The organism is Actinophytocola sp. (assembly GCF_036402745.1).
Classification (GTDB): Bacteria; Actinomycetota; Actinomycetes; order Mycobacteriales; family Pseudonocardiaceae; genus Actinophytocola.
The window spans coordinates 1-19,716 of record NZ_DASWSJ010000114.1 but is presented as its reverse complement, the minus strand read 5'-3'; the positions used below and the strand labels follow the sequence as shown (position 1 = coordinate 19,716).

Sequence of the window (19,716 nt, the reverse complement as noted above, 5' to 3'; positions counted from 1 at the left end):
GTGGGCGCCACTTGACTCGTAGGGAGTTCCACTATTCTCTGGAATAAGGTAACGTCGGGAGCCGTCCTGATCGCGTCGACGAGGGGAGTCGAGATGGCCGCGAACGTCGCGGATGCCACGAGCGTGACGCGAACCGAGCAGCAGCGCCGAGGCATGCCGCTGCCGGTGTACGTGCTGGGGCTGAGCCTGTTCGCGATGGGCAGCGCGGAGTTCCTCATGGCGGGCGTGCTGCCGCAGATGGCCTCCGACCTGCACATCTCGCTGCCCACGGCCGGGACGTTGATCTCCGCGTTCGCCGTCGGGGTGATGCTGGGCGCACCGCCGCTGGCCGCGTTGACGTTGCGGCTGCCACGGCGGGTCGCGCTGGTGACCAGCCAGGCGCTGTTCGTCGCCTCGATCGCGGTCGGGCTGCTGACCGACGGGTACTGGCCACTGCTGATCGCCCGGTTCGTGAGCGGACTGGCCTACGCCGGGTTCTGGGGCGTCGCCTCGATCACCGCGGTCAGCCTGGTGCCGCCGGACCGCACGGCCCGGGCGTTGTCCGTGGTGGTCAGCGGACTGACGCTGGCCATGGTCGTCGGCGGACCGCTGGGCACCGTGATCGGCGACGCCATGGGCTGGCGTGGCGGGTTCTGGGCCGTCCTCGCGATGACCACGCTCACGGCCGCGCTGACCCTGCTGTCGTTGCGCGGGCCGGCCGCGGGACCGGAGCCGCGCCGGGACCTCGGCACCGAACTGCGCGCGCTGAACAATCCCAGGCTGTGGATCGCCTACGGCACGGCCGCGCTCAGCACCGGCGCCTACATGGTGACCTTCGGCTACCTCGGTGCCGTGCTCGCCGACGTCAGCAAACTGCCGGTGGGCTGGGTGCCCGCCGTGCTGTCGCTGTTCGGGATCGGCGCGTTCGCCGGGCTCACCGTCGGCGGCCGCAGCGCCGACCGGCAGCCGTTCCGCACGATGACCGTCGGCATCATCGGCATCGTCGTGGTCTCCCTCGCCTTGGCCGTGCTCGCCGGGCAGCTGGCGCTGACGATCCTGTTGGTCTTCCTGCTCGGCGTGGCCGGGTTCGTCGTCAACCCCGCCGTGCTCAACCGCGCGTTCACCATCGCGCAGGCCGCGCCGACCCTGGCCGGGGCCACCAACGTCGCCGCGTTCCAGGTGGGCATCACGGTCGCGCCGCTGCTCGGCGGCTACGCGATCAGCGCAGGCTTCGGGCTCACCTCGGTGGGCTGGGTCGGCGCGCTGTTCGGGGTGGCCGCGCTCGGCTGCGCACTGCTCGACGCGCGGCTGCACCAGCGCACCGCGAAGGCATAAGCCTTGTCCTGGCGAGGGATGACCCTCAGCGCACAGTGCGCGCGGCACGCCCGCGCGATCGGCGACCGGGTCGCGATCACCTTCGAGGGCACCGAGCTCGGCTACCGGACCATGGACCAGCGGGTGAGCAAGCTGGCCAACGCCCTGCGCGAGCGCGGCGTGCGGCCCGGCGACAGGGTGGCGGTCCTCGGCATGAACTCGGTGGAGGTACTGGAAACCTACGTCGCGTGCACGCGGCTGGGCGCGATCTGCGTCCCGCTGAACTTCCGGTTGGTCGCCGACGAGATCCGCCACGTGCTGACCGACTGCGACGCGGCCGCCGCGGTCGTGCACGCACCCTTGGCCCCGACGATGGCGGCGGCACGCGGCGAGCTGGCCGCGTGCCTGGTCTTCGGTGGCCACGATCCCGGGCCCGGCGCGGAGGACTACGAGCAGGCGCTGGACGCGGCCGACGAGGTGTTCACCGGCGACCCGGTGGACGAGCGCGGCCCGGCGTTCATCATGTACACCTCGGGCACCACCGGTCGGCCCAAGGGCGCCGTGCTCAGCCATCACGGCCTGGCGATGCACGTCCTGAGCCACACGGCGACCATCGGCGCACGGCCCGAGGACGAGCTGGTGTGGCTCGCCGCCGCGCCGCTGTTCCACGTCGCCGGGCTGACCGGGATGCTGCCCACCTTCATGCGCGGCGGCCGGACCGTGCTGCTGCCCTCCGGCAGGTTCGACGCCGAGGCGACGGTCGCGCTCATGGAACGCGAACGGGTCACGGCGTGTTTCCTGGTGCCTGCCCAGTGGCAGGCGATCTGCGACGTGCCGGAGATCGCGCGGCGGGACCTGTCGGCGTTGCGCCGGGCCGCGTGGGGCGCCGCGCCGGCGTCGAGCACGCTGGTGCGCCGGATCGTGGACACCTTCCCGCAGGCTGAGGTCACGACTGCCTTGGCACAGACCGAATGCGGACCCGTCACCACGTTGCTGCGCGGTGCCGACGCCCTGCGCAAGCTCGGCTCGGTGGGCACGCCGCTGCTCAACGTCGAGGTGCGCGTGGTGGACGAGCACGGGCACGACGTGCCGCGCGGCGAGGTCGGTGAGATCGTCTACCGCAGCCCGATGCTGATGCTCGAGTACTGGAACCGGCCCGCCGAGACGGCGGAGGCGTTCCGCGGCGGCTGGTTCCATTCCGGCGACCTGGGCCGCGAGGATGAGGAGGGCTACCTCTACGTCGTCGACCGGCGCACGGACATGATCATCTCCGGCGGCGAGAACGTCTACAGCGCCGAGGTGGAGGACGTCCTCGCCGCGCACCCGAAGGTCGCGCACGTCGCGCTGATCGGTGTTCCCCACGAGAAGTGGGGCGAGACGCCGCTGGCCGTGGTCACCGCCCGGTCGGCCGACGACCCGCCGACGCCTGCCGACATCTCCCGGTGGTGCACCGGGAGGCTGGCCCGCTACAAGCACCCGACGCGGCTCGCGGTGCTGGCGGAACTGCCGCGCAACCCGGGTGGCAAGGTGCTCAAGACCCGGCTGCGCGCCGATCACGCGGCGGGAACCCTGGCCGGCGAGCCGGTCCCCCGCAGCTGACCCGGCCGACGCGGCCGTACCCGACCGCGCGGCCCCGCATGTTCAGGCGGCCCGCTGCTCCGAGCGTCGCACCGCGGCCTTGGAACTTGGCGTGTCCTCCTGGAACGGGTACTTCGCGGCGGCGCGGCGCTCCACGAGCGTGCGTGCCGGGTTGTAGAGCATCGCGGCGGGTCCGAGCCACGGCGCCTCGATTCGCGGCTTGCGGTACACGATCGCGTCACCGAGCAGGCCCGCCGCCTGTGCTGGGGACAGACAGGGGAAGTCGTCCAGGAAGTCCGACGGTGCGGTCATCCTGGTGCGGACGAGTCCCATGTAGACGCTCGTGGTGGTGATCCCCGCCGAGCGGACCTCCTGGCCGAACGTGCGGAACCACAGGTCGAACGCGCCCTTCGAGGCGGAGTACGCGGCCCAGAACGGCGCGGGCGGTAGCCGCAGCGACCAGGTCGCGACGTTCACCACGTGCCCGCCGCCGTGCTCGCGCATCGACGGCAGCAGCGCCAGGGTCAGGCTCACCGGACCCAGGTAGTTGATCTTGATCGTGCGCTCGAAGTCCTTGAGCCGCCGCTCGGACAGCGTGATCGAGCGGCGGATCGACTTGCCCGCGTTGTTGACCAGCACGTCCACGTGCCCGTGCTCGCCCAGGATCGTCGCGACGGCCTTCTCGACGGCCACCGGGTCGGTGAGGTCCAGCGGGTACGCGTGGGCGTCGCCGCCGTCGGCCCGGATCTCCGCCGTCACCTCCGCCAGGCGGTCCACGGAGCGCGCGAGCATGACCACGATCCCGCCGCAGCGGGCCACGCGGCGGGCTGTGGCCTCACCGATGCCGTACGAGGCACCGCTGATCACCACGACCCGGCCGCGCACCACCTGCGCCAGCTCGGCGTCCGTGGCCTTGCCGGATCCGTACATGAACGGGATGCGCAGCCGGTCGACCCGACGCCGCACCGCCTTGAACACTCCACCGAGACCCATCACTGTTGCCTCCTGCCTCACGAACGCGGTTCAGCCGAGCTCGAGGCTGCCGATGGCGAGCACCCGGTCCGCCTCGCCGGACGGCACGTCGCCGGTGTACATGCGCACCACGCGGAACTGCTCGGCGAGCCCGCGGTCGGTGAAGAAGGAGCCCGCCGAGTCCTGCGACTGGGGCGCGAAGACCGACACCTCCTCGTCCGGGCCGAGGTCCGCGGTGAGCGCGTCGAACAACGCCTCGGCGTCCTCCGGTGTGTCGGCGACCAGCGGGCCGATGCGCTGGCACCGCGGCGCGGTGCGGATGACGCCGTACCCCGTGATCCGGCCGTCGACCACGCGGACGTACGCGGTGTGCCCCGCGCTGGTGAGCCAGTTGCGCAGGAACCGGTCCCGCTCGGCGGGGAAGCTCTGCGCGTCGTAGGCGATGACCGCGTCCAGGTGCTCGAGCCCGACCCGCACGGCGGTCCCGCCGTTGACGCCCCGCTCGGGGTGGCCGACGTAGTTCACGGTGTCGTGCACCGGAACCAGTCCGGAACGCTGGTAGTTCTCCACTCGGTCGGGCATGGCGTCGGACGCGAGCATCCGGTCACCGCCGTGCCGGCGGGCCGCCTTGCACGTCGCCCGGCCAAGGCCGCGACCGCGGAAGTCCGGGTGCACCACGTAATTGCCCCAGACGCCGTAGGAATCTCCGTAGGTGACAAGGGAAACGGCCGAGACGACGCGGTCGCCGAGCTTGCCGACGAAGAAGCCTTCCGGGTCGGTGCTCAGGAAGCAGTCCGCGTCGTGGTGGCCGACGTTCCAGCCCTCGGCGTTGGCCAGCTCGACCACCGCCTCCCAGTCCTCACGGGTGGCGACCCCGACAGTGAACTGTTCCGCCTCCCCGGAATTCACGGTGTTGGTCGCGTTGGGGACGGACGGTGCCGTTCGGTCGCGTGCTTGTGGCTGGGTTGCGTCACGTTCCCCTGAGGTGCGGTTGGGAAGCGCTCGGCCTGATTGCTCTGCTGTGGTCATGGTTGCTCCTCTCCGGTGGTGATGTGTGTGCGAACCAGCTCGAGCAGCTCGACCCGGCTGACCTTCGTCGACGGTGTGCGCGGCAACCGGTCGAGCAGCAGGACGTGCTTGGGCACCTCGTACGCGGTCAGCCGGGCGCGGCACAGGTCGACCAGCTCGTCGTCGGTCGGCCGCGGCGCTCCGGGCGCCAGCTCGACCGCCGCCACCGGCACCGCACCCAGCCGGTCGTCGTCCATGCCGACGACCGCCGCCTCGCGGACCGCGGCGTGGGTCTCCAGCACCCGCTGGACCGTTCTGGGCTGGATCTTGAACCCACCGCGCACGATCACGTCGTCGGCCCGGCCCTCGACCCAGAGGAAGCCGTCGTCGTCCAGCTCGGCCAGGTCGCTGGTGCGCACCCACTCGTCGGGGCCCCGCGCGGACTGGGCGGTGCGTACCTCCAGGTGGCCGACCTCGCCGGGCGGCAGGTCGGTGCCCTCGCCGTCGGTCACCCGCAGCACCACGTCGCCGTAGGCGCGTCCGGAGCTGCCCATCTTGCGGTCCCACCACTGCTCGTGCAGGTCGTAGGTCCAGCCGGCGACCGCGCCCGCGAACTCGGTGGCGCCGTAGGTGGTCAGCACGCGGATGCCGTACTTGCGGAAGAACTCGTCGGCGAGGTCGACCGGGCAGGCGGTGGCACCGGAGGTGATGAGCTTGACCGACTCCAACGCGCGCGGCGCGATCCCGGCGTCCAGCACGTCCCGCAGCGCGGCGGGCACCAGGAACGTGGCCCGGATCCGGTGCCGGGCAACGGCTTCGCTCCACGGCTGCGCCTCGAACCGGCTCATCAGGACGAGCTTGCGGCCCGCGTGCAGCGAGCTGAGCACGCCCCAGAGCCCGCCGATGTGCACCATCGGAGTGGCGACCAGCGACACCGCGGGCGACAGCAGCTCCTCCCCCGGCGTGGTCCGGGAAGCCGCGGCGAGCGCCTGGTCGAGCTGGCGCATGGTCAACCCGGTGCGTTTCGGCGGCCCGGTGGTCCCCGAGCTGAGCATCTCGACCGTGACGCCGCAGGGCGGCGGCATGCAGTCCGGCGGCGCACCACCGAGCACCCGCACCGCCGCGTCCTCGCCGAGTTCGACGACAAGGGCGTCGGCCTTCGCCGCGGCGAACACCTCCTCGGCGGCCAGCGACCCGGCGTCGCCGATCACCACCGCGACGTCCGCGTCGGCGATCGAGGCCGCCAGCCGGGCGGCGGGCTGGAACGGGTCGAACGCCACCACGCACCGCCCGGTCGCGATCACGGCGAGCAGCACCCCGACGTGCTCGGGCCGGTTCCGCACGACCAGCCCCACCCGCCCGCCCGGGCAGACGCGCGCCGCGATGAGCATGTCGTCCAGGGCCGTCGCGCACGCGCGCAACGCACCCCACGTCCACCACGTGCCGTCCTGCTCCACGGCTTCGGCCTCGTCGGGAGCCTCGTGCAGCAGTCGCGCGAGGCGGTCGTCAAGACCCATGGCACCTTCCCGTCCCTCGGGCGGCAACGCGGCTACCGCGTGTCGGCTGGAATGTCCTTGCTGCTGAACGGTTAGGCGCCACCCGGGCTCGCCTCGCCCCAGCCCCAGATCTTCAGCGACTCGCGCTCGGCGGGCTTGGCGTCGTGCTTCGAGTTGGCCATCGCGCCGCGCGAACCCCACTCGATGTAGGCGAGGAACGCCGAGCGGAACTCGCGGTCGCTCGGCAGGCCCACCGCGTCGGCGGCCTGCAGGATCAGCTGCACCCACCGTTCGCGCTGCTCCGGCTGGATGTCGCGGTGGCGGTGCTTGGACAGCAGGCGTTTGAAGCCGCCGTGCTCGTCGGTGTAGTCGGTCGGGCCGCCGAAGACCTCGCCGAGCATGACGGCGACGTCCTTGGGGTGCTCGGCGCTCATCCGCCGGAACATGGGCGCGAGCAGCTCGTCCTGCCGCACCCGGCGGTAGAACTCCTCGGTCAGCCGCTCGAACGCGGGCGCGCCACCGGCCCACTCGTAGATCGTCGGCGTGTGCTCGGCCATCGTGGGTCCTCCAGTTCGCTTGCGGGGTAAGGGATCGGGCGGTCACAGGCCGAGCGAGCGGCCGATCATCTCCTTCATGATCTCCGTGGTGCCGCCGTAGATCGTCTGCACCCGGCTGTTCGTCCACTCCGTGGCGATGGGGCTCTCCTTGAGGTAGCCGTAGCCCCCGTGCAGCTGCAGGCACCGGTCGGCGACGCGGACCTGCAGCTCGGTGGTCCACCACTTGACCTTCGCCGCGTCGGTCACCGTGAGCCGCCTGGCGTTCAGCTCGGTCATGCAGTGGTTGAGGAACACCCGCGCGAGGGTGATCTCCGTGTCGAGCGTGGCGAGCAGGAACCGGCTGTGCTGGAAGCTGCCGATGGGCTGGCCGAAGGCCTGCCGGCCGGTGACGTAGGTCAGGGTCTCGGCGAGGGTCTTCTCCGCGGACGCCACCGCCACCGTCGCGATGCACATGCGCTCGCGCGGGATGCTCGACATCAGGTAGCCCTGCCCGGCGTTCTCCTTGCCGATCAGGTTGGTCGCGGGCACGCGGCAGTCGTCGAAGAACAGCTCGCTGGTGTCGCTGGCCGGCCAGCCCAGCTTCGCCATCCGCTTGCCGCGGCTGAACCCGGGCGTGTCGCGTTCCACCACCACCAGGCTGATCCCCTGCCCGCGCGCGGAGGGCGTCTTCGCCGCCACGATGACCAGGTCGGCGTTCTCGCCACTGGTGATGAACGTCTTCTGCCCGTTGAGCACGTAGTCGTCGCCGTCGCGCTTCGCGGTGGTCCGGATGCCGCCGAGGTCGGACCCGGCTTCCGGCTCGCTCATCGCGATCGCCGCGATCAGCTCGCCCGAGCACAGCCCGGGCAGCCACCGCTCCTTCTGCTCGTCGGTGGTGCGGGCGGTGAAGTAGGACGCGATCAGGTCGTTGTGCGCCACGAAACCGGGTGCGGTCACGCCCGCACGCACCAGCTCCTCGACGAACACCGCCGTGTACCGGAAGTCCGGCTCGCCGGCACCGCCGTACTCCTGCGGGGCGTTGAGGCCGAAGAGGCCCGCCTTGCCCGCCTTGCGCCAGACCTCACGGTCGATGATGCCCTCGCGCGCCCAGTCGTCGTGGTACGGCACGGCCTCGCGGTCGAGGAACGTGCGGCACAGGTCGCGGAACGCCGCGTGCGGCTGCTCGTAGGGGTTGGTGTCCATCGTGGCTCCTCTCCTCAGCCGGCGGACCGGTAGTGCCGCAGGTCCGCGGCGGGCCGGTCCGCGGAAGCCAGCAGGTCGTGCGCCACGATCGCCAGGACCTCGGTGGGGTCGTCGAACGCGGCGAAGTGCCCACCGTCGATCTCGACGTGCCTGCCGGCCGCGGCGCTGTGCCCGGCCCACCGCCGCATCCGCTCCGGGGTGATGAACTCGTCGTCGAGCGCGGCGATCGTGGTCAGCGGGTGGCCGACCACCAGCCCGTGCTCGGCGGCGAACTGGCTGCGCAGCGCGTGGTCCTCCCGCATCAGCCGGACGAGGATGGCCGCCATCGCCTCGCTGGCCAGCAGCGCGGGGGCGGTCCCGCCATCGGCGCGGATCTTCTCGACCAGCTCGGCGTCGGTCATCCCCGCGGTCTCGTCCACCGGCTTGTGCAGCCCGGGCGGCAGCGACGCCGACACGAAGGATCGTTCCGGCGGCAAGCCGGTCCGGTGCGCCACCGCGTCGGCCACCGCGAGGCTGACAACGCCGCCGAGGCTGTGCCCGAAGGTCGCGTAGCGCGGCTCGCCGGCTCGGCGGAGATCGGCGGCAACGGCGGCCGCCATCGACGCCACCAGCTCCGGGAACCGCTCGATCACGGGTTCCTTCGTCCGGGTGCCGCGCCCCGGTGGATCGATGCCGACGAGCTGCACGGAGTCGGGGCTCTTCGCCTGCCACGACCGGTAGATCGAGGAAGTCGCGCCCGCGTACGGGAAGCAGTAGAGCCGCACCGGCGGCCGGCTGCGTGGGGGCCGGGTCGTCATCGGGTGCCCGCCCGGATCCCGCTGACGACCTTCTCCGCCAGCATCATCGTGGTCAGGTTCGTCGGGGCGCTGGGCATGGCGGGGAACACCGAGGCGTCCACGACCCGCAACGCCTCGACGCCGTGCACCCGGCAGCCCTGGTCCACAACGGACATCGGGTCGGTGGCCGGTCCCATCCGCGCCGAGCCGATCGCGTGCCAGCCTGGGCTCATCACGTTGCGCACGGCGCTGCGCAGCACCGTGTCGTCGGCGACCATGCCATCGTTCCAGAGCTGGATGTCGGTCAGCCGGTCGGCGAACGCCGGCGAGCGCAGCACCTGCCATGCGCGGCGCACGCCCCACGCGAGCCGCTCCACGTCGTCGTCCACCGAGCCGAAACCCAGCTCGATGGTCGGTGAGGTACCGGGCTCGGCGTCCACGAGGGACACCCGCCCGCGCGACTCCGGACGCAACAGCATCACCGAGATCCCCATGATCATCGGCCAGTCGAGCCGGTTCGCGAATCCCGGGATGGTCGCGGACTCCACGTTGTTCAGCAGCCACAGCTGCAGGTCGGCGTCGTGACTGTCGGCACCGCCGGCCACGCCGCTGGCCATGCGCGCGGCGACCTGGCGCCACGGGATGCCCGGCGTGCAGAGCCCGTCGCGCGGCTTGGCCCAGATGACCACCGACGGGTGGTCCACCAGGTTCTCGCCGACGCCCGGCAGGTCGGCCACCGAGGTGACGCCCAGCTCCGCGCTCCGGCGCGCGGACCCGACGCCGGAGCGCAGCAGGATCACCGGCGAGCCGATGGCGCCCGCGCTCAGGACGACGTTGTCGGCGAGGATCGGCGTGAGCTGGTTGTCCCGCACCACTTCCACGCCGGTCGCGCGGTTGCCGTCGAACAGCACCCTCGTCACGTGGGTGCCGGTGCGGATCTCCAGGTTCGCCAGGCCGCGGACCGGGTCGAGGTAGCCCGCGGCGGCGTCCACGCGCTCCCTGCCGACGGTGTTGGCGGGCACCGCGCCCACGCCGGTGCACGACGACCGGTTGAGGTCCTGCACGTCGGGCAGGCCAAGCCGGTTGCACTCGTCCCAGAACGCCCGGTCCAGCTCGTGCAGCTGTTCGCGCTTCGGCCTGCGGACCGGGATCGGCCCGTCGCCGTCCGCGGCGTCGGTGTCGGACTCGACCTGCCGGTAGAACGGCAGGACGTCGTCCCATGACCAGTCCGGGTTGCCGCGGGCGACCCACTCGGCGAAGTCACGCGGCAGCGCGCGCATGGCCACCGCGCCGTTCACCGAGGACGACCCGCCGACCACTTTGCCCAGCCGGTAAGGGAAACGCCCCCACAGCGCGCGGGCAGGACGCTCCCGCGCACCGGCCCTGGCGGGCCCGCGCGCCCGCAGGTTGGCCTGGTAGTCCCAGTTGTGGCCCTCGAGGATCAGCCGGGTGCCGTCCCGCAACGGGTTGGGCGTGCTCGGATCGGTGGGCTGGTCGGCGCCCGCCTCCAGCAGCAGCACCCGGTGCCCGTCGGCGGCGAGCCTGCCCGCGACGACCGCGCCCGCCGACCCGGCGCCGACGACCACGTGGTCCCACGTTCCGGCGGTCACGAGTCGGTGTCCCTGAAGGACTCGATGACCTCGGCGAAGTCGGTGACGGTGGCGTTGGTGAACAGCGCCTCGATCACTTCCTGCTCGGCCTCGGGGCCGATGTCGAACGCCGACCGCAGGTGCCCGATGATGCCGACCGCGTGCAGCGAGTCGCCGCCGACGTCGAAGAACCCGTCCTCGGTGCCGAAGTCGCCGTGCCCCAGCTGCGCCGACCAGATCGCGAGCAGCTGCTGCTCGGTGTCGCCCCGCGGCGCCACCCTGCGTTCCTCCGCGACACCCTCGGTCCACGGCGCGGGCAGCGCGCTGTGGTCGATCTTGCCGTTGCCCGTCAGCGGCAGCGCGTCGATCGCCACGTAGTGGTTGGGCACCATGTAACCGGGCAGCTGCTCAGCGGCCGCCGCCTTCAGCGCGGCCGGGTCGAGCTCCGGCCCGTCGGTCACGACGTACGCGGCGAGCTGCCGCTGCCCGGTGTGCGGGTTGGCAGGCGCGGTGAGCAGTGCGTGGCGCACGCCCGGCTGCCTGCTCAGCACGGCCTCGATCTCGCCGAGCTCGACCCGGTAACCGTTGATCTTGACCTGGAAGTCGTCCCTGCCGAGGATCTCGATGTCCCCGCCGGGCAGGTACCGGCCGAGGTCGCCGGTGCGGTAGAGCCGTTGCCCGGTGACCGGGCTGACGACGAACCGCTGCGCGGTGCGCTCCGGGTCGCCCCAGTAGCCCGCCGCGACGCCGACGCCGCCGATGTAGATCTCCCCGGTGACCCAGGTGGGGCACGCCGCGAACCGGCCGTCCAGCACGTGCAACGTCTGGTTGGCCAGCGGCTTGCCGTACGGGATGCTCGGCCACTGCTCCGGGACCTCACCGATCGGGTAGAACACCGACCAGATCGAGCCTTCGGTCGCGCCGCCGAGGCTGATCACGTTCAGCTCGGGGAAGTGCCTGCGGATCTGCCCCGGCAGCGTGGTCGGGATCCAGTCGCCACTGAGCAGCGCCAGCCGCAGCGTGCGCCCTGGCGGGCACTCGGCGTCGCCCAGGGACTCCACCCAGATCCGCATCGGCGCGGGCACGCTGTTCCAGATCGTCACACCGTGCTTGTCGATCATCTCGGACCAGTGCCCGAGGTCGCTGGTGCGCCCTGGCGACGGCACCACGATGGCGCCGCCCGCGCCGAGCACGCCGAACACGTCGTACACGGACAGGTCGAACCCGGTGGGCGCCAGGGCGAGCACGCGGTCGTCGCGGCCGACGCCGAAGCGCTGGTTGATGTCCTGCACGGTGTTGCTCGCGCTGCGGTGCGAGATCATCACGCCCTTGGGCTCGCCGGTGGAGCCGGACGTGAAGATCACGTAGGCGAGGTCGTCGTGGTCCTGCCGGACGTCCACCGGATCCGCGCTCTGGCGCAGCGTCTCCGGGTCCCTGCCGGTGACCAGGTCCACGCCGGACGGCCAGCTCAACGACTCGCGCAGCTCCGGTTCGGTGACCACGGCACGCACCCCGCAGCGGGTCAGCAGCTTGTGCCTGCGCTGCTCGGGCAGGTCCGGGTCGATCGAGACGTAGGCCGCGCCCGCGTGCAGCACCCCGAGCAGCGCGGTGATCAGGTCGGGACCGGGGCGCATGGACACCGCGATGATCGAGCCGGGGTCCGCCGCACAGCACTCCCGCAGCCTGCGGGCCAGCCGGTGCGCCGGCTCGGTCAGCTCCCGGTAGGTGACCTCGGTGTCCTCGCTGATGATCGCGACCGCGTCCGGGCTCTGCTCGGCGGACGCGGCGACCAGCTCCTGCAGCCGGGTCGGCGGCAGGTCGGTCTCGGTCGCGTTGGCGCGCCTGCGTTCGTCGGCGTGCGCCGCGGGCAGCTCCACCACCCGGCCGGTCCGCGTCCACACGGTGTCGCCGTCCTGGCTGCTGTCGTCGACCAGGCGGTCCAGCAACGTCCGGTACGCCTGGAACATCGCGTCGAGCATGCCGGCGGGGAACAGGCCGGTCACCCAGTTCCACGTGACGACGACACCGCCGTCCTGGTCGTGGACCTGGTTCTCGAGCCACACCTGCGGCGTCTGGCTGAGCTCGTGCACCAGGTCACCGAAGAGGCCGAGTGCGTCGCCGCCCGCGCCGAGCATGCTGGTGAACACCACCGGCATGGCGACGCTGCGACCCTGGCGGCGGGTGAGCTCGCGCAGCACGCGGATGCCGCCGAAGGCCTGGTGCGCGGCGTCCTGCTCGGCCCGTGCCCGCACGGCGGCGGCACGTTCCTCGAACGTCGGCTCGGCACCCTCGACCGCGAGCAGGCTGGGCGCGAGGAAGTTGCCGACGATGTCGTCGACCCCGGGGTGCAGCGGGAGCCGGTCGAGCAGGCTCAGCGCGACGGTGAAGTCCGTGCGCCGCGACCACGCGCGCAGCACCTCGCAGTACGCGGCGAGCAACACCGACTCCGGGGTGAGGCCCCGGTCCAGTGCCGCCTCGGTGAGCGCCGCCCAGCGCGGTGCGGAGAGCACCGCGGTGCGGCGGCCGAAGCTCGGCCTGCCGATCCGCTCAGGCGCGGTGGCGAGCGGGAGCTCCGGCGCGCCGGGTAGCTCGTCGATGCGGGACAGCCAGTACCGCTCGGCGCGCCGGCCCGCCTCGTCGGCCGCCAGCTCCTGGTGCGCCAGCACGTAGTCGCGGAAGGACAGCCGCGGCGTCTGCGGCGCGAACGCGGGGTCGTCGTAGTGCCGCCGCCACTCGCTCAGCACCTGGAAGACGCCACGGGTGTCGAGGAAGAGCAGGTCGAGGCTCAGGTGCAGGCGCAGGCGGTCGTCGGCGAGCACGGTCGCGCGGATGTCGAACAGCGGCCACCGGTCGCTGGACAGGACGTGGTCACCCAGCTCCGCGCGGAGCTTGGTGATGTGGTCGAGCTGCGCCTCGGCGGACTGGCCGCGCAGGTCGGTCGTCTCGATGTGGTAGGGCGGCACCCGCTCGAGCACCCGCTGCTTGCCGTCCTCGTCGATGACGGCGCGCAGCATGTCGTGGCGGGCGACCACCTTGTCCAGCGCCTCGCCGAGCCGCGTGGCGTCGAGCACCGGCCCCTCGAACTCGAAGTAGAAGTGGCTCGACACCCCGCCCAACTCGAGACCACCGGTGCGGCCGAGCACGTACCCGTACTGGATGTCGGTGAGCGGGAACGGCTCGTGCCTGCGTCCGGGGGAATCCGGGTGTCCCATGTCTGCACCTCTCCCTTTCGCCCTTCGCGGCTCGTCCGTGCGGATCGCGCACGGAAGAAGTTGCGCAACAGCCGGACGACACAAAACCCGGGACCAGCGGTTCGACAATGCCCTGGAATGACAGCTGCCAGCGTACTGTCAACCAAGATGAATGAACGTACGGAATCGTGCTCGACGGATGCCTCGCGGCCAGCGATGGGCCATTGGAGTGACATATCCGAGCGGCCGAAGAAAGCGCGGATTGAACGAACCGAGAAATCGGTGCACGATGCTTTCATGAGCCAAACTCCACTGTCGCCCGGCGAACCCCGTGTCCTCATCGGCGCCACCGGCTCGATCGCCGTGACCGCGCTGCCCGCCTACCTGGCCGAGCTGCGCGGCCAGCTCGGCGGCACGTACACCGTGCTGATGACGCACACCGCCGCCACGTTCCTGCCGCCGACCACGGTGGCGATCCACGCCGAGCGGGTCGTCAGCGGTGAGTCGCCGGACGACTGGCCCACGGACAAGCCGTCGCGACTGGCCGCCGACCACGACATCGTGGTCGTGCTCCCCGCCACGGCGAACATGCTCGCGGCCGCCGCGTCGGGCGCGGCACCCAATCGGCTGACCACCGTGATCCTGTCCACGCGCAGCCCGGTGGTGTTCTTCCCGTCGATGGGCGCGGCGATGTGGGACAAGCCCGCGGTGCGGCGCAACATCGAGCAGCTGCGCGCGGACGGCCACCACGTCCCGGAGCCGGTATGGCACGACAGCTACGACGTCGGGTCGCGCACCGTGTCGAACCACCCGACGATGCCGCCGCCGGCCGAGCTAGCCAAGATCGTCGGCAGCCTGCTGACCTAGTCCGCCTCCCCGGGATTAAAAGTGTGCGTTGCGTCCCAGCGAATAGTGCGGGTATCGAGGTGGATGGTGGTTAGGTGCCGTCACGGTCCCCTGAGGTTCCGGTGGTCGGCGCAGGACTTCACACGATGATCTACGAGACAGGCCTTAGCCGTCGAGGCAGTCCGCGAGGTCCCGCCAGGCCTTGGCGCACGCGCGCGCCAGCTCCGCCACGGTCGCCCGGCAGTGCTCGGGCACGGCGTCGAGCAGGCCTCGGCGGTCCCGTTCGGTCAGCGCGTTGACGCCGAGCAGCCGGAGCAGCGCGCGCCCCACCTCGGTGCCGCGCAGCGACGGGTCGTGCTTGAGCCGGGACAGCAGCTCGGCGAGCTCGTCCTCGGTGCGTTCCGGCGGAGGCTCCACCGGAGCCTCTCCGCGGTCGCGCTGACGCCGCCTCGGCCGGACCGGGTCCTCGCCACGGGCCATCCGCTCCCGCACGTCGCGCACGGTGCCCGGCGAGACGCCCGACGCCGACGCGATCTGGCGCAACGAGTCGCCCGGACGTTCCCTGATGATCGCGGACGCCTGGCGTCTGCCCTCGGCGCTGCTGAGCGGGCGGACCCGGCCGTCGCGGCCGACCCTGCTGTGCGACTGCGGCGAGTCGCCAGTTGCACACCAGCGGATCGCGCCGACCGTCTTGGCCGACAGCCCGGCCGCGGCCGCGATCGCCCGGTCCGACCACTGCGGGTACGAGGTGATGATCCGCATGGCCGCGACCCGCCGGTCGGCCAGCGACAACGGCAGGCCGTGCGTGACGTTCGCGCGCACGCCCAGCACGAACGCCTCGGCCTCGTCGCAGTCGAGGTACTGAACCCGCACGGCCTGCTCACCGCGCAGGACGGCGGCCCGCAGCCGGTGCATCCCGTCGACGACCCGCATCGTGGCGCGGTGCACGAGCACCGGCGGCAGCACGGCGTCGGACTCGGCGAGCGCACGGACGTGGTCGCCGCTCTCGCCGGCCAGCCGCGGTGAGTCCGACGGCCGCAACGCGCTGATCGGCACCGTCACCGGCGGGCAGCGGGTCCACCATTCCCCAGCCGCGCGACCCATTTCCGGCGTCGGTTCCATCCCGGTTCCGCGCTCCATTGCAACAACCCTCCGATCGCCGCGGTCAGCGCTCGGCTGAAATGGGCTCTTCGGGGCAACCGCCTTTTCAGGAAGGTATGTCGTCCGGCTATCCGCGATCTATCGACGGCCGATCTATCCGCGATAGGCCTCGACCGCGAGCCGGGTGCGCTCCTTGGTGATGTCACCATGAATGGCCATTGCCGCCGCCGTACCCGCGCCGGCCGCGACGATCACCTGGGCGCGGGAGTTGACGACGTTGCCCGCCGCCCACACGCCCGGTGTGCTGGTGGCGCCGTTGGCGTCGACGGTGATGAAGCCACGCTCGTCGGTGTCGCAGCCCAGCGCGTCGGCCATCCCGGTGCTGGGCACGAACTTCGGCGTGACGAAGACCGCGGAGCATTTCTCCGTCGTCGTACCGTCGGTGAGCCGGACGCCCTGCACCGCGTCGCCGCCGATCACGAGTTCGGCGACTTCTCCTGGTACCAAACGGACCCCGCGCGCCGTCAGCTCCGCACGCTCGGTGTCCGCGAGGCGATAGGTGTGCTCGAACAGGACGACGTCGTCGGACCAGCCGCGGACCAGCAGCGCCTGGTGCACCGAGCCGGGGGACGTGGCCAGCACGCCCAACGGCTGGTCGCGCACCTCGTAACCGTGGCAGTAGGGGCATTGCACGACGTCGCGGCCCCAGCGTTCGGCCACTCCGGGCACCTCGGGCAGCTCGTCACGCATGCCGGTGGTCACCAGCAGGCGGCCCGCGGTCAGCTCCGAGCCGTCGGCCATCCGCACCCGGAAGCCGGGCCGCACCGCCTCGACCAGCTCGTCGACCAGCTCGCCGCCGTAGCGGGTGACCTCCGCCCGGCCTACCTCGACCAGCTCGGCGGGCGGGAGGCCGTCTTGGGTGAGGAAGCCGTGCATGTGCGCGGCGGGCGCGTTGCGCGGCTGGCCGCCGTCGATCACCGTCACCCGCAACCGCGCCCTGGCCAGCAACAACGCGGCACTCAGCCCGGCCGCACCACCGCCGAGCACCAGTACGTCGCGGTCGGAATGGTCAGTCTCGGTCATGAGAGTCCCCTTGTTGCTTCGCGTCCGGAGTCTGACTGAGAGTACTGTATTCTCAGAATCCGTGGAACATTGGAGCTATCGTGCCCAGTACCTCAGCACGGCCCGCGTTGTTCGAGCAGCTGGCGCGCGTGGGCAAGGCGCTAGGCAGCGGCAAACGTCTGGAACTGCTCGACCTCCTGGTCCAGGGCAGCCGGGGCGTGGTGGCGCTGGCGCAGGCGGCAGGCATGAACGTGACGACGACGTCGGCGCACCTGCAGATCCTGAAGCAGGCAGGTCTGGTCGCCGCCGACCGCGACGGCACCACGATCCGTTACAGTTTGGCCAGCGGTGACGTGGTCGCGCTATACGGCAAATTGCTCGAAGTGGCGAGCACCCACTCGGCCGACGTGGAGGCCGCGGCCAAACGCCTCCTGGGCCCTGACGACACAGAAGCCATCGGCCGCGAGGAACTGCGCCGCCGCGTGAAGGCAGGCGACGCGATCGTGGTCGACGTCCGCCCGGCCGCCGAGTACGCCGCGGGCCACCTCCCTGGTGCGCTGTCGATCCCGCTGGACGAGCTGGTCGACCGCCTGGACGAGTTGCCGGACACCGTCGAGGTCGTCGCTTACTGCAGAGGCGTCTACTGCACCTTCTCCCACGATGCCGTGCGGTTACTGGCGGCCAAGGGACGCAAGGCCGTCCGCTTGGCCGACGGCATCCTGGAATGGCAGGTGGCCGGCAACAAGCTGTCCACCGACGGGGAGTCCGAGCGTTAGCCGGGCACTTCCGTGCATCTACAGGCAGGTGTCGCCCACCACCTCACGAAATGAGGCTAGGTCGGGCGGCGTAGGAGGCGGGCCAGTTCGGCGGCGATGGTGGTTGCCAGGATCCAGCCCATCACCGTGAGCATGACCGCGATGCCGCGGGAGGCGCCGGTCGCGATCCAGCGGTTCTTGTTGCTCAGATCGACCAGCGGCACGAGCAGGTCCAATGTGTACAGAACAGGGTTCCACGGAACCTGTTCCTGCGGGTTGATCGGCGGCAACGCGGGCCGCACGGCAAACCAGACGGCGCCGAACACCCACAGCGCGGCGAGCCACACCAAGGCCAGCGAAATGCGGTAGCCATAACCGAAACCGACGCGGAAAACGTTGCTGGCCAAGCGGATCACGGGGCCGAAGGCGCGATTGGCCTCCGCGAGTGCCTTGTACCGGGCGCGTTGTTTCTCGATCTGAGCGATGGTCGCGAGGCTTTCCGTGCCGGCGATCCGCAGCACGGTGATCAACTGGTCGTACGGGCTCGGCTGGTAGTTGCCCGCGAGTGCCTTTCGCAGCAGCCGCAGGCGGGTTCGCACCTGTGCGGTGTCGAGCGGGTGGATGGGGACGCCGAACGCCTCGTACGTGAACCCGTTGACGTCCAGGCCGCCCGCCGCCTGCCACAGGTCGGTGTTGTCCGTGACCGACTCGCACCGGGCCTTGCGCAGCACGACGCGCCCCGGCACCTGGCCGGCGACGGTCAGCACCAGGTCCTCCGCGCGCAGGTCGGCCAGGTCCACCGAAATCCCGCCGACGTGGGCGAACTCGGCCCCGTCGAGGTTGACCTGCCTGCCGATCTGCGCGCGACGGGCCCGCAGCACGCCTGCCGCGAACGGCCGATCTCCGGCCGTACACAACAGGTCCCGGCCGATCGACGCGTTCGTGACGTCCAATGCGGCGTCGATCCGGCAGCCGCGCAGGTCCGCGTCCGACGCAAGCGCCGCGCCGGACAGGGTCACCGTGCCGTTGGTCGTCGAATTCGTGAGCACCGCGCTGCCGTTGACCCGCGCACCGCCAAGCCCGATCGCCTCGCCGTCCGCGACGGTGACGGTGACATCGGCCATCAGGACCGGGCCTTCGGTCGTGATGTCGTCGAGGCGCACCGCGCCGTCGGCCGCGAACCCGCCGCCCAGGTCGACCGGGCCCTGCACCTGCGCACGTTTCGCCGACAGCGCGTCCCCACCCGGCGCGATGAGCCGGGCGCCCCGCAGGCTGAACGTGCTCAGGATCCGCGCGGCCGGCAGGCTGACGGTGCCCGTGGCCGTCAGGCCGTCACCGAGCAGTGCGCCGCTGATGACGATGCGGGATGCGGCCAGGGCCTCGCCGTCCGGGTTGTTGAGGCTGGTGTCGCGCAGCGTCAGCGAACCGCCGACCGACGCGTCGGTGAGGTCCACCCGACCGTCCACAGTGGACCGTTCGATGGTGATGGCACTGGCGGTGACCAGGTTCGGCGCGTCGAGCCCCGGCAGCCAGCAACCGGTGAACACCAGGCCGAGCGTCCGCGCCAGCCCGAGGTCCGGCGCGAACTCGAACCGGCACCGCTCGAACTCCAGCACCTGCTGCAGCTCCACCCCGCGCAGCTCCAGCCGCGACGTGATGAACCGATCGCTCACCCGCACCACCGGCGTCGTCGTCACGGACCGCCGCCAGCGAAGCATGTCCCCCGACGGCAACAGCGTCCGGAGGAGTTCCCCGGCACGCAGCACGAACCTGGCGTCGGGCGCCGGGTCGTGCACGTCGAGCGGATCGGTCATCTCGCCTCCCGTGGGTCAGCGTGACCCTATGCGAGAGTGATCGTGAACCGAGAAGGGCGGCCGGAGCGCTTCTCGGTGAGCGGTGGGGAGTCGTCACGGAGTGGGTCGCAGGTGCCGATTCAGCACCTCGGCCTCCGCACGGAGCCGCTCGGCACGGTCGGTGCGGCCGAGCTGCTCGTACTCCCTCGCGGCGACCGAACGCTCCCGTACTTCGTTTTCGATGATCGACCGGAGGTCGGCCTCGGTGAGGTGACGACGTTCCGCCTCTGCCGCACCCAGGCCGCTTGCCGCTCCCGCAACGTGTTCGTTCTCTGTGACGTTGCCCAACGGGTGGTCGGTGGGGACGGCCTCGGCGTTGTCGATCGCCGCCAAGGCGGAGCGGAGTGCGGTGATGGCGACGTCGTTGCGGCCCTTGAGAGCCGCTTTCAGGTCGTCACGCAGGCTGGCGCGCATATGTCGAGGGTCCAATCCGACGGTAGCAGTACGAGTATATGGT

16 protein-coding genes are annotated in these 19,716 nt (G+C 71.5%); 4 read left to right on the top strand and 12 right to left on the bottom strand.

The features are described from left to right. The first annotated feature begins 93 nt into the window (after positions 1 to 93). The gene (locus VGD70_RS11405; RefSeq protein ID WP_331080865.1) at positions 94 to 1,314 is read left to right on the top strand and encodes a Cmx/CmrA family chloramphenicol efflux MFS transporter; all 1,221 of its coding nucleotides are present in this window, start codon (positions 94 to 96) and stop codon (positions 1,312 to 1,314) included. Positions 1,315 to 1,332: 18 nt separating this feature from the next. Further along, positions 1,333 to 2,892: a long-chain-fatty-acid--CoA ligase gene (locus tag VGD70_RS11400; RefSeq protein WP_331080863.1), complete on the top strand. Its 1,560-nt coding sequence runs from the start codon at positions 1,333 to 1,335 to the stop codon at positions 2,890 to 2,892. Between the two features lie 42 nt (positions 2,893 to 2,934). Here VGD70_RS11400 and VGD70_RS11395 read toward each other — a convergent pair whose 3' ends face one another. The 8 genes from VGD70_RS11395 to VGD70_RS11360 form a co-directional block, all read right to left on the bottom strand. Further along, entirely contained in the window at positions 2,935 to 3,864 is a 930-nt protein-coding gene (locus VGD70_RS11395) for an SDR family NAD(P)-dependent oxidoreductase (protein WP_331080861.1), read from the bottom strand. A 30-nt stretch (positions 3,865 to 3,894) separates the two neighbouring features. Then, complete coding sequence (locus VGD70_RS11390; RefSeq protein WP_331080859.1) at positions 3,895 to 4,752, bottom strand: GNAT family N-acetyltransferase; 858 nt, start codon at positions 4,750 to 4,752, stop codon at positions 3,895 to 3,897. 116 nt (positions 4,753 to 4,868) lie between these two features. Continuing rightward, entirely contained in the window at positions 4,869 to 6,368 is a 1,500-nt protein-coding gene (locus tag VGD70_RS11385) for a fatty acid--CoA ligase family protein (RefSeq protein ID WP_331080857.1), read from the bottom strand. A gap of 71 nt (positions 6,369 to 6,439) precedes the next feature. Then, entirely contained in the window at positions 6,440 to 6,904 is a 465-nt protein-coding gene (locus VGD70_RS11380; protein ID WP_331080855.1) for a group II truncated hemoglobin, read from the bottom strand. Positions 6,905 to 6,946: 42 nt separating this feature from the next. Beyond that, positions 6,947 to 8,086 (bottom strand): acyl-CoA dehydrogenase family protein, encoded by a 1,140-nt coding sequence (locus tag VGD70_RS11375; RefSeq protein WP_331080853.1) that lies wholly within the window; start codon positions 8,084 to 8,086, stop codon positions 6,947 to 6,949. A 14-nt stretch (positions 8,087 to 8,100) separates the two neighbouring features. Then, positions 8,101 to 8,883: a thioesterase II family protein gene (locus tag VGD70_RS11370; RefSeq protein ID WP_331080852.1), complete on the bottom strand. Its 783-nt coding sequence runs from the start codon at positions 8,881 to 8,883 to the stop codon at positions 8,101 to 8,103. Further along, positions 8,880 to 10,472 (bottom strand): GMC family oxidoreductase, encoded by a 1,593-nt coding sequence (locus VGD70_RS11365; protein WP_331080850.1) that lies wholly within the window; start codon positions 10,470 to 10,472, stop codon positions 8,880 to 8,882. Before VGD70_RS11365 ends, VGD70_RS11370 begins: the two co-directional genes overlap by 4 nt. Continuing rightward, positions 10,469 to 13,663, bottom strand: a complete 3,195-nt coding sequence (locus VGD70_RS11360) for an amino acid adenylation domain-containing protein (RefSeq protein ID WP_331080848.1) — start codon at positions 13,661 to 13,663, stop codon at positions 10,469 to 10,471. Before VGD70_RS11360 ends, VGD70_RS11365 begins: the two co-directional genes overlap by 4 nt. 276 nt (positions 13,664 to 13,939) lie before the next feature. Here VGD70_RS11360 and VGD70_RS11355 point away from each other — a divergent pair, with 276 nt between their 5' ends. Further along, positions 13,940 to 14,509, top strand: coding sequence for a flavoprotein (locus tag VGD70_RS11355; protein WP_331080846.1), 570 nt, complete (start codon positions 13,940 to 13,942; stop codon positions 14,507 to 14,509). A gap of 144 nt (positions 14,510 to 14,653) precedes the next feature. Here VGD70_RS11355 and VGD70_RS11350 read toward each other — a convergent pair whose 3' ends face one another. Both VGD70_RS11350 and VGD70_RS11345 read right to left on the bottom strand, forming a co-directional pair. Then, a complete protein-coding gene (locus VGD70_RS11350; protein ID WP_331080844.1) occupies positions 14,654 to 15,550 on the bottom strand; it encodes a ParB/RepB/Spo0J family partition protein in 897 nt (298 codons plus the stop codon). Between the two features lie 192 nt (positions 15,551 to 15,742). Further along, positions 15,743 to 16,672, bottom strand: coding sequence for an NAD(P)/FAD-dependent oxidoreductase (locus tag VGD70_RS11345; protein WP_331080842.1), 930 nt, complete (start codon positions 16,670 to 16,672; stop codon positions 15,743 to 15,745). Between the two features lie 107 nt (positions 16,673 to 16,779). On the opposite strand from VGD70_RS11345, the gene VGD70_RS11340 reads away from it, so the two are divergent. Continuing rightward, positions 16,780 to 17,427, top strand: coding sequence for a metalloregulator ArsR/SmtB family transcription factor (locus VGD70_RS11340; RefSeq protein ID WP_331080840.1), 648 nt, complete (start codon positions 16,780 to 16,782; stop codon positions 17,425 to 17,427). 56 nt (positions 17,428 to 17,483) lie between these two features. Here VGD70_RS11340 and VGD70_RS11335 read toward each other — a convergent pair whose 3' ends face one another. Together VGD70_RS11335 and VGD70_RS11330 are read right to left on the bottom strand one after the other, a co-directional pair. Beyond that, complete coding sequence (locus VGD70_RS11335) at positions 17,484 to 19,220, bottom strand: hypothetical protein (RefSeq protein ID WP_331080838.1); 1,737 nt, start codon at positions 19,218 to 19,220, stop codon at positions 17,484 to 17,486. A 93-nt stretch (positions 19,221 to 19,313) separates the two neighbouring features. Further along, positions 19,314 to 19,673 carry a GatB/YqeY domain-containing protein gene (locus tag VGD70_RS11330; protein ID WP_331080836.1) on the bottom strand — a complete coding sequence of 120 codons (360 nt, stop codon included), beginning with the start codon at positions 19,671 to 19,673 and terminating at the stop codon, positions 19,314 to 19,316. Positions 19,674 to 19,716 lie beyond the last annotated feature (43 nt).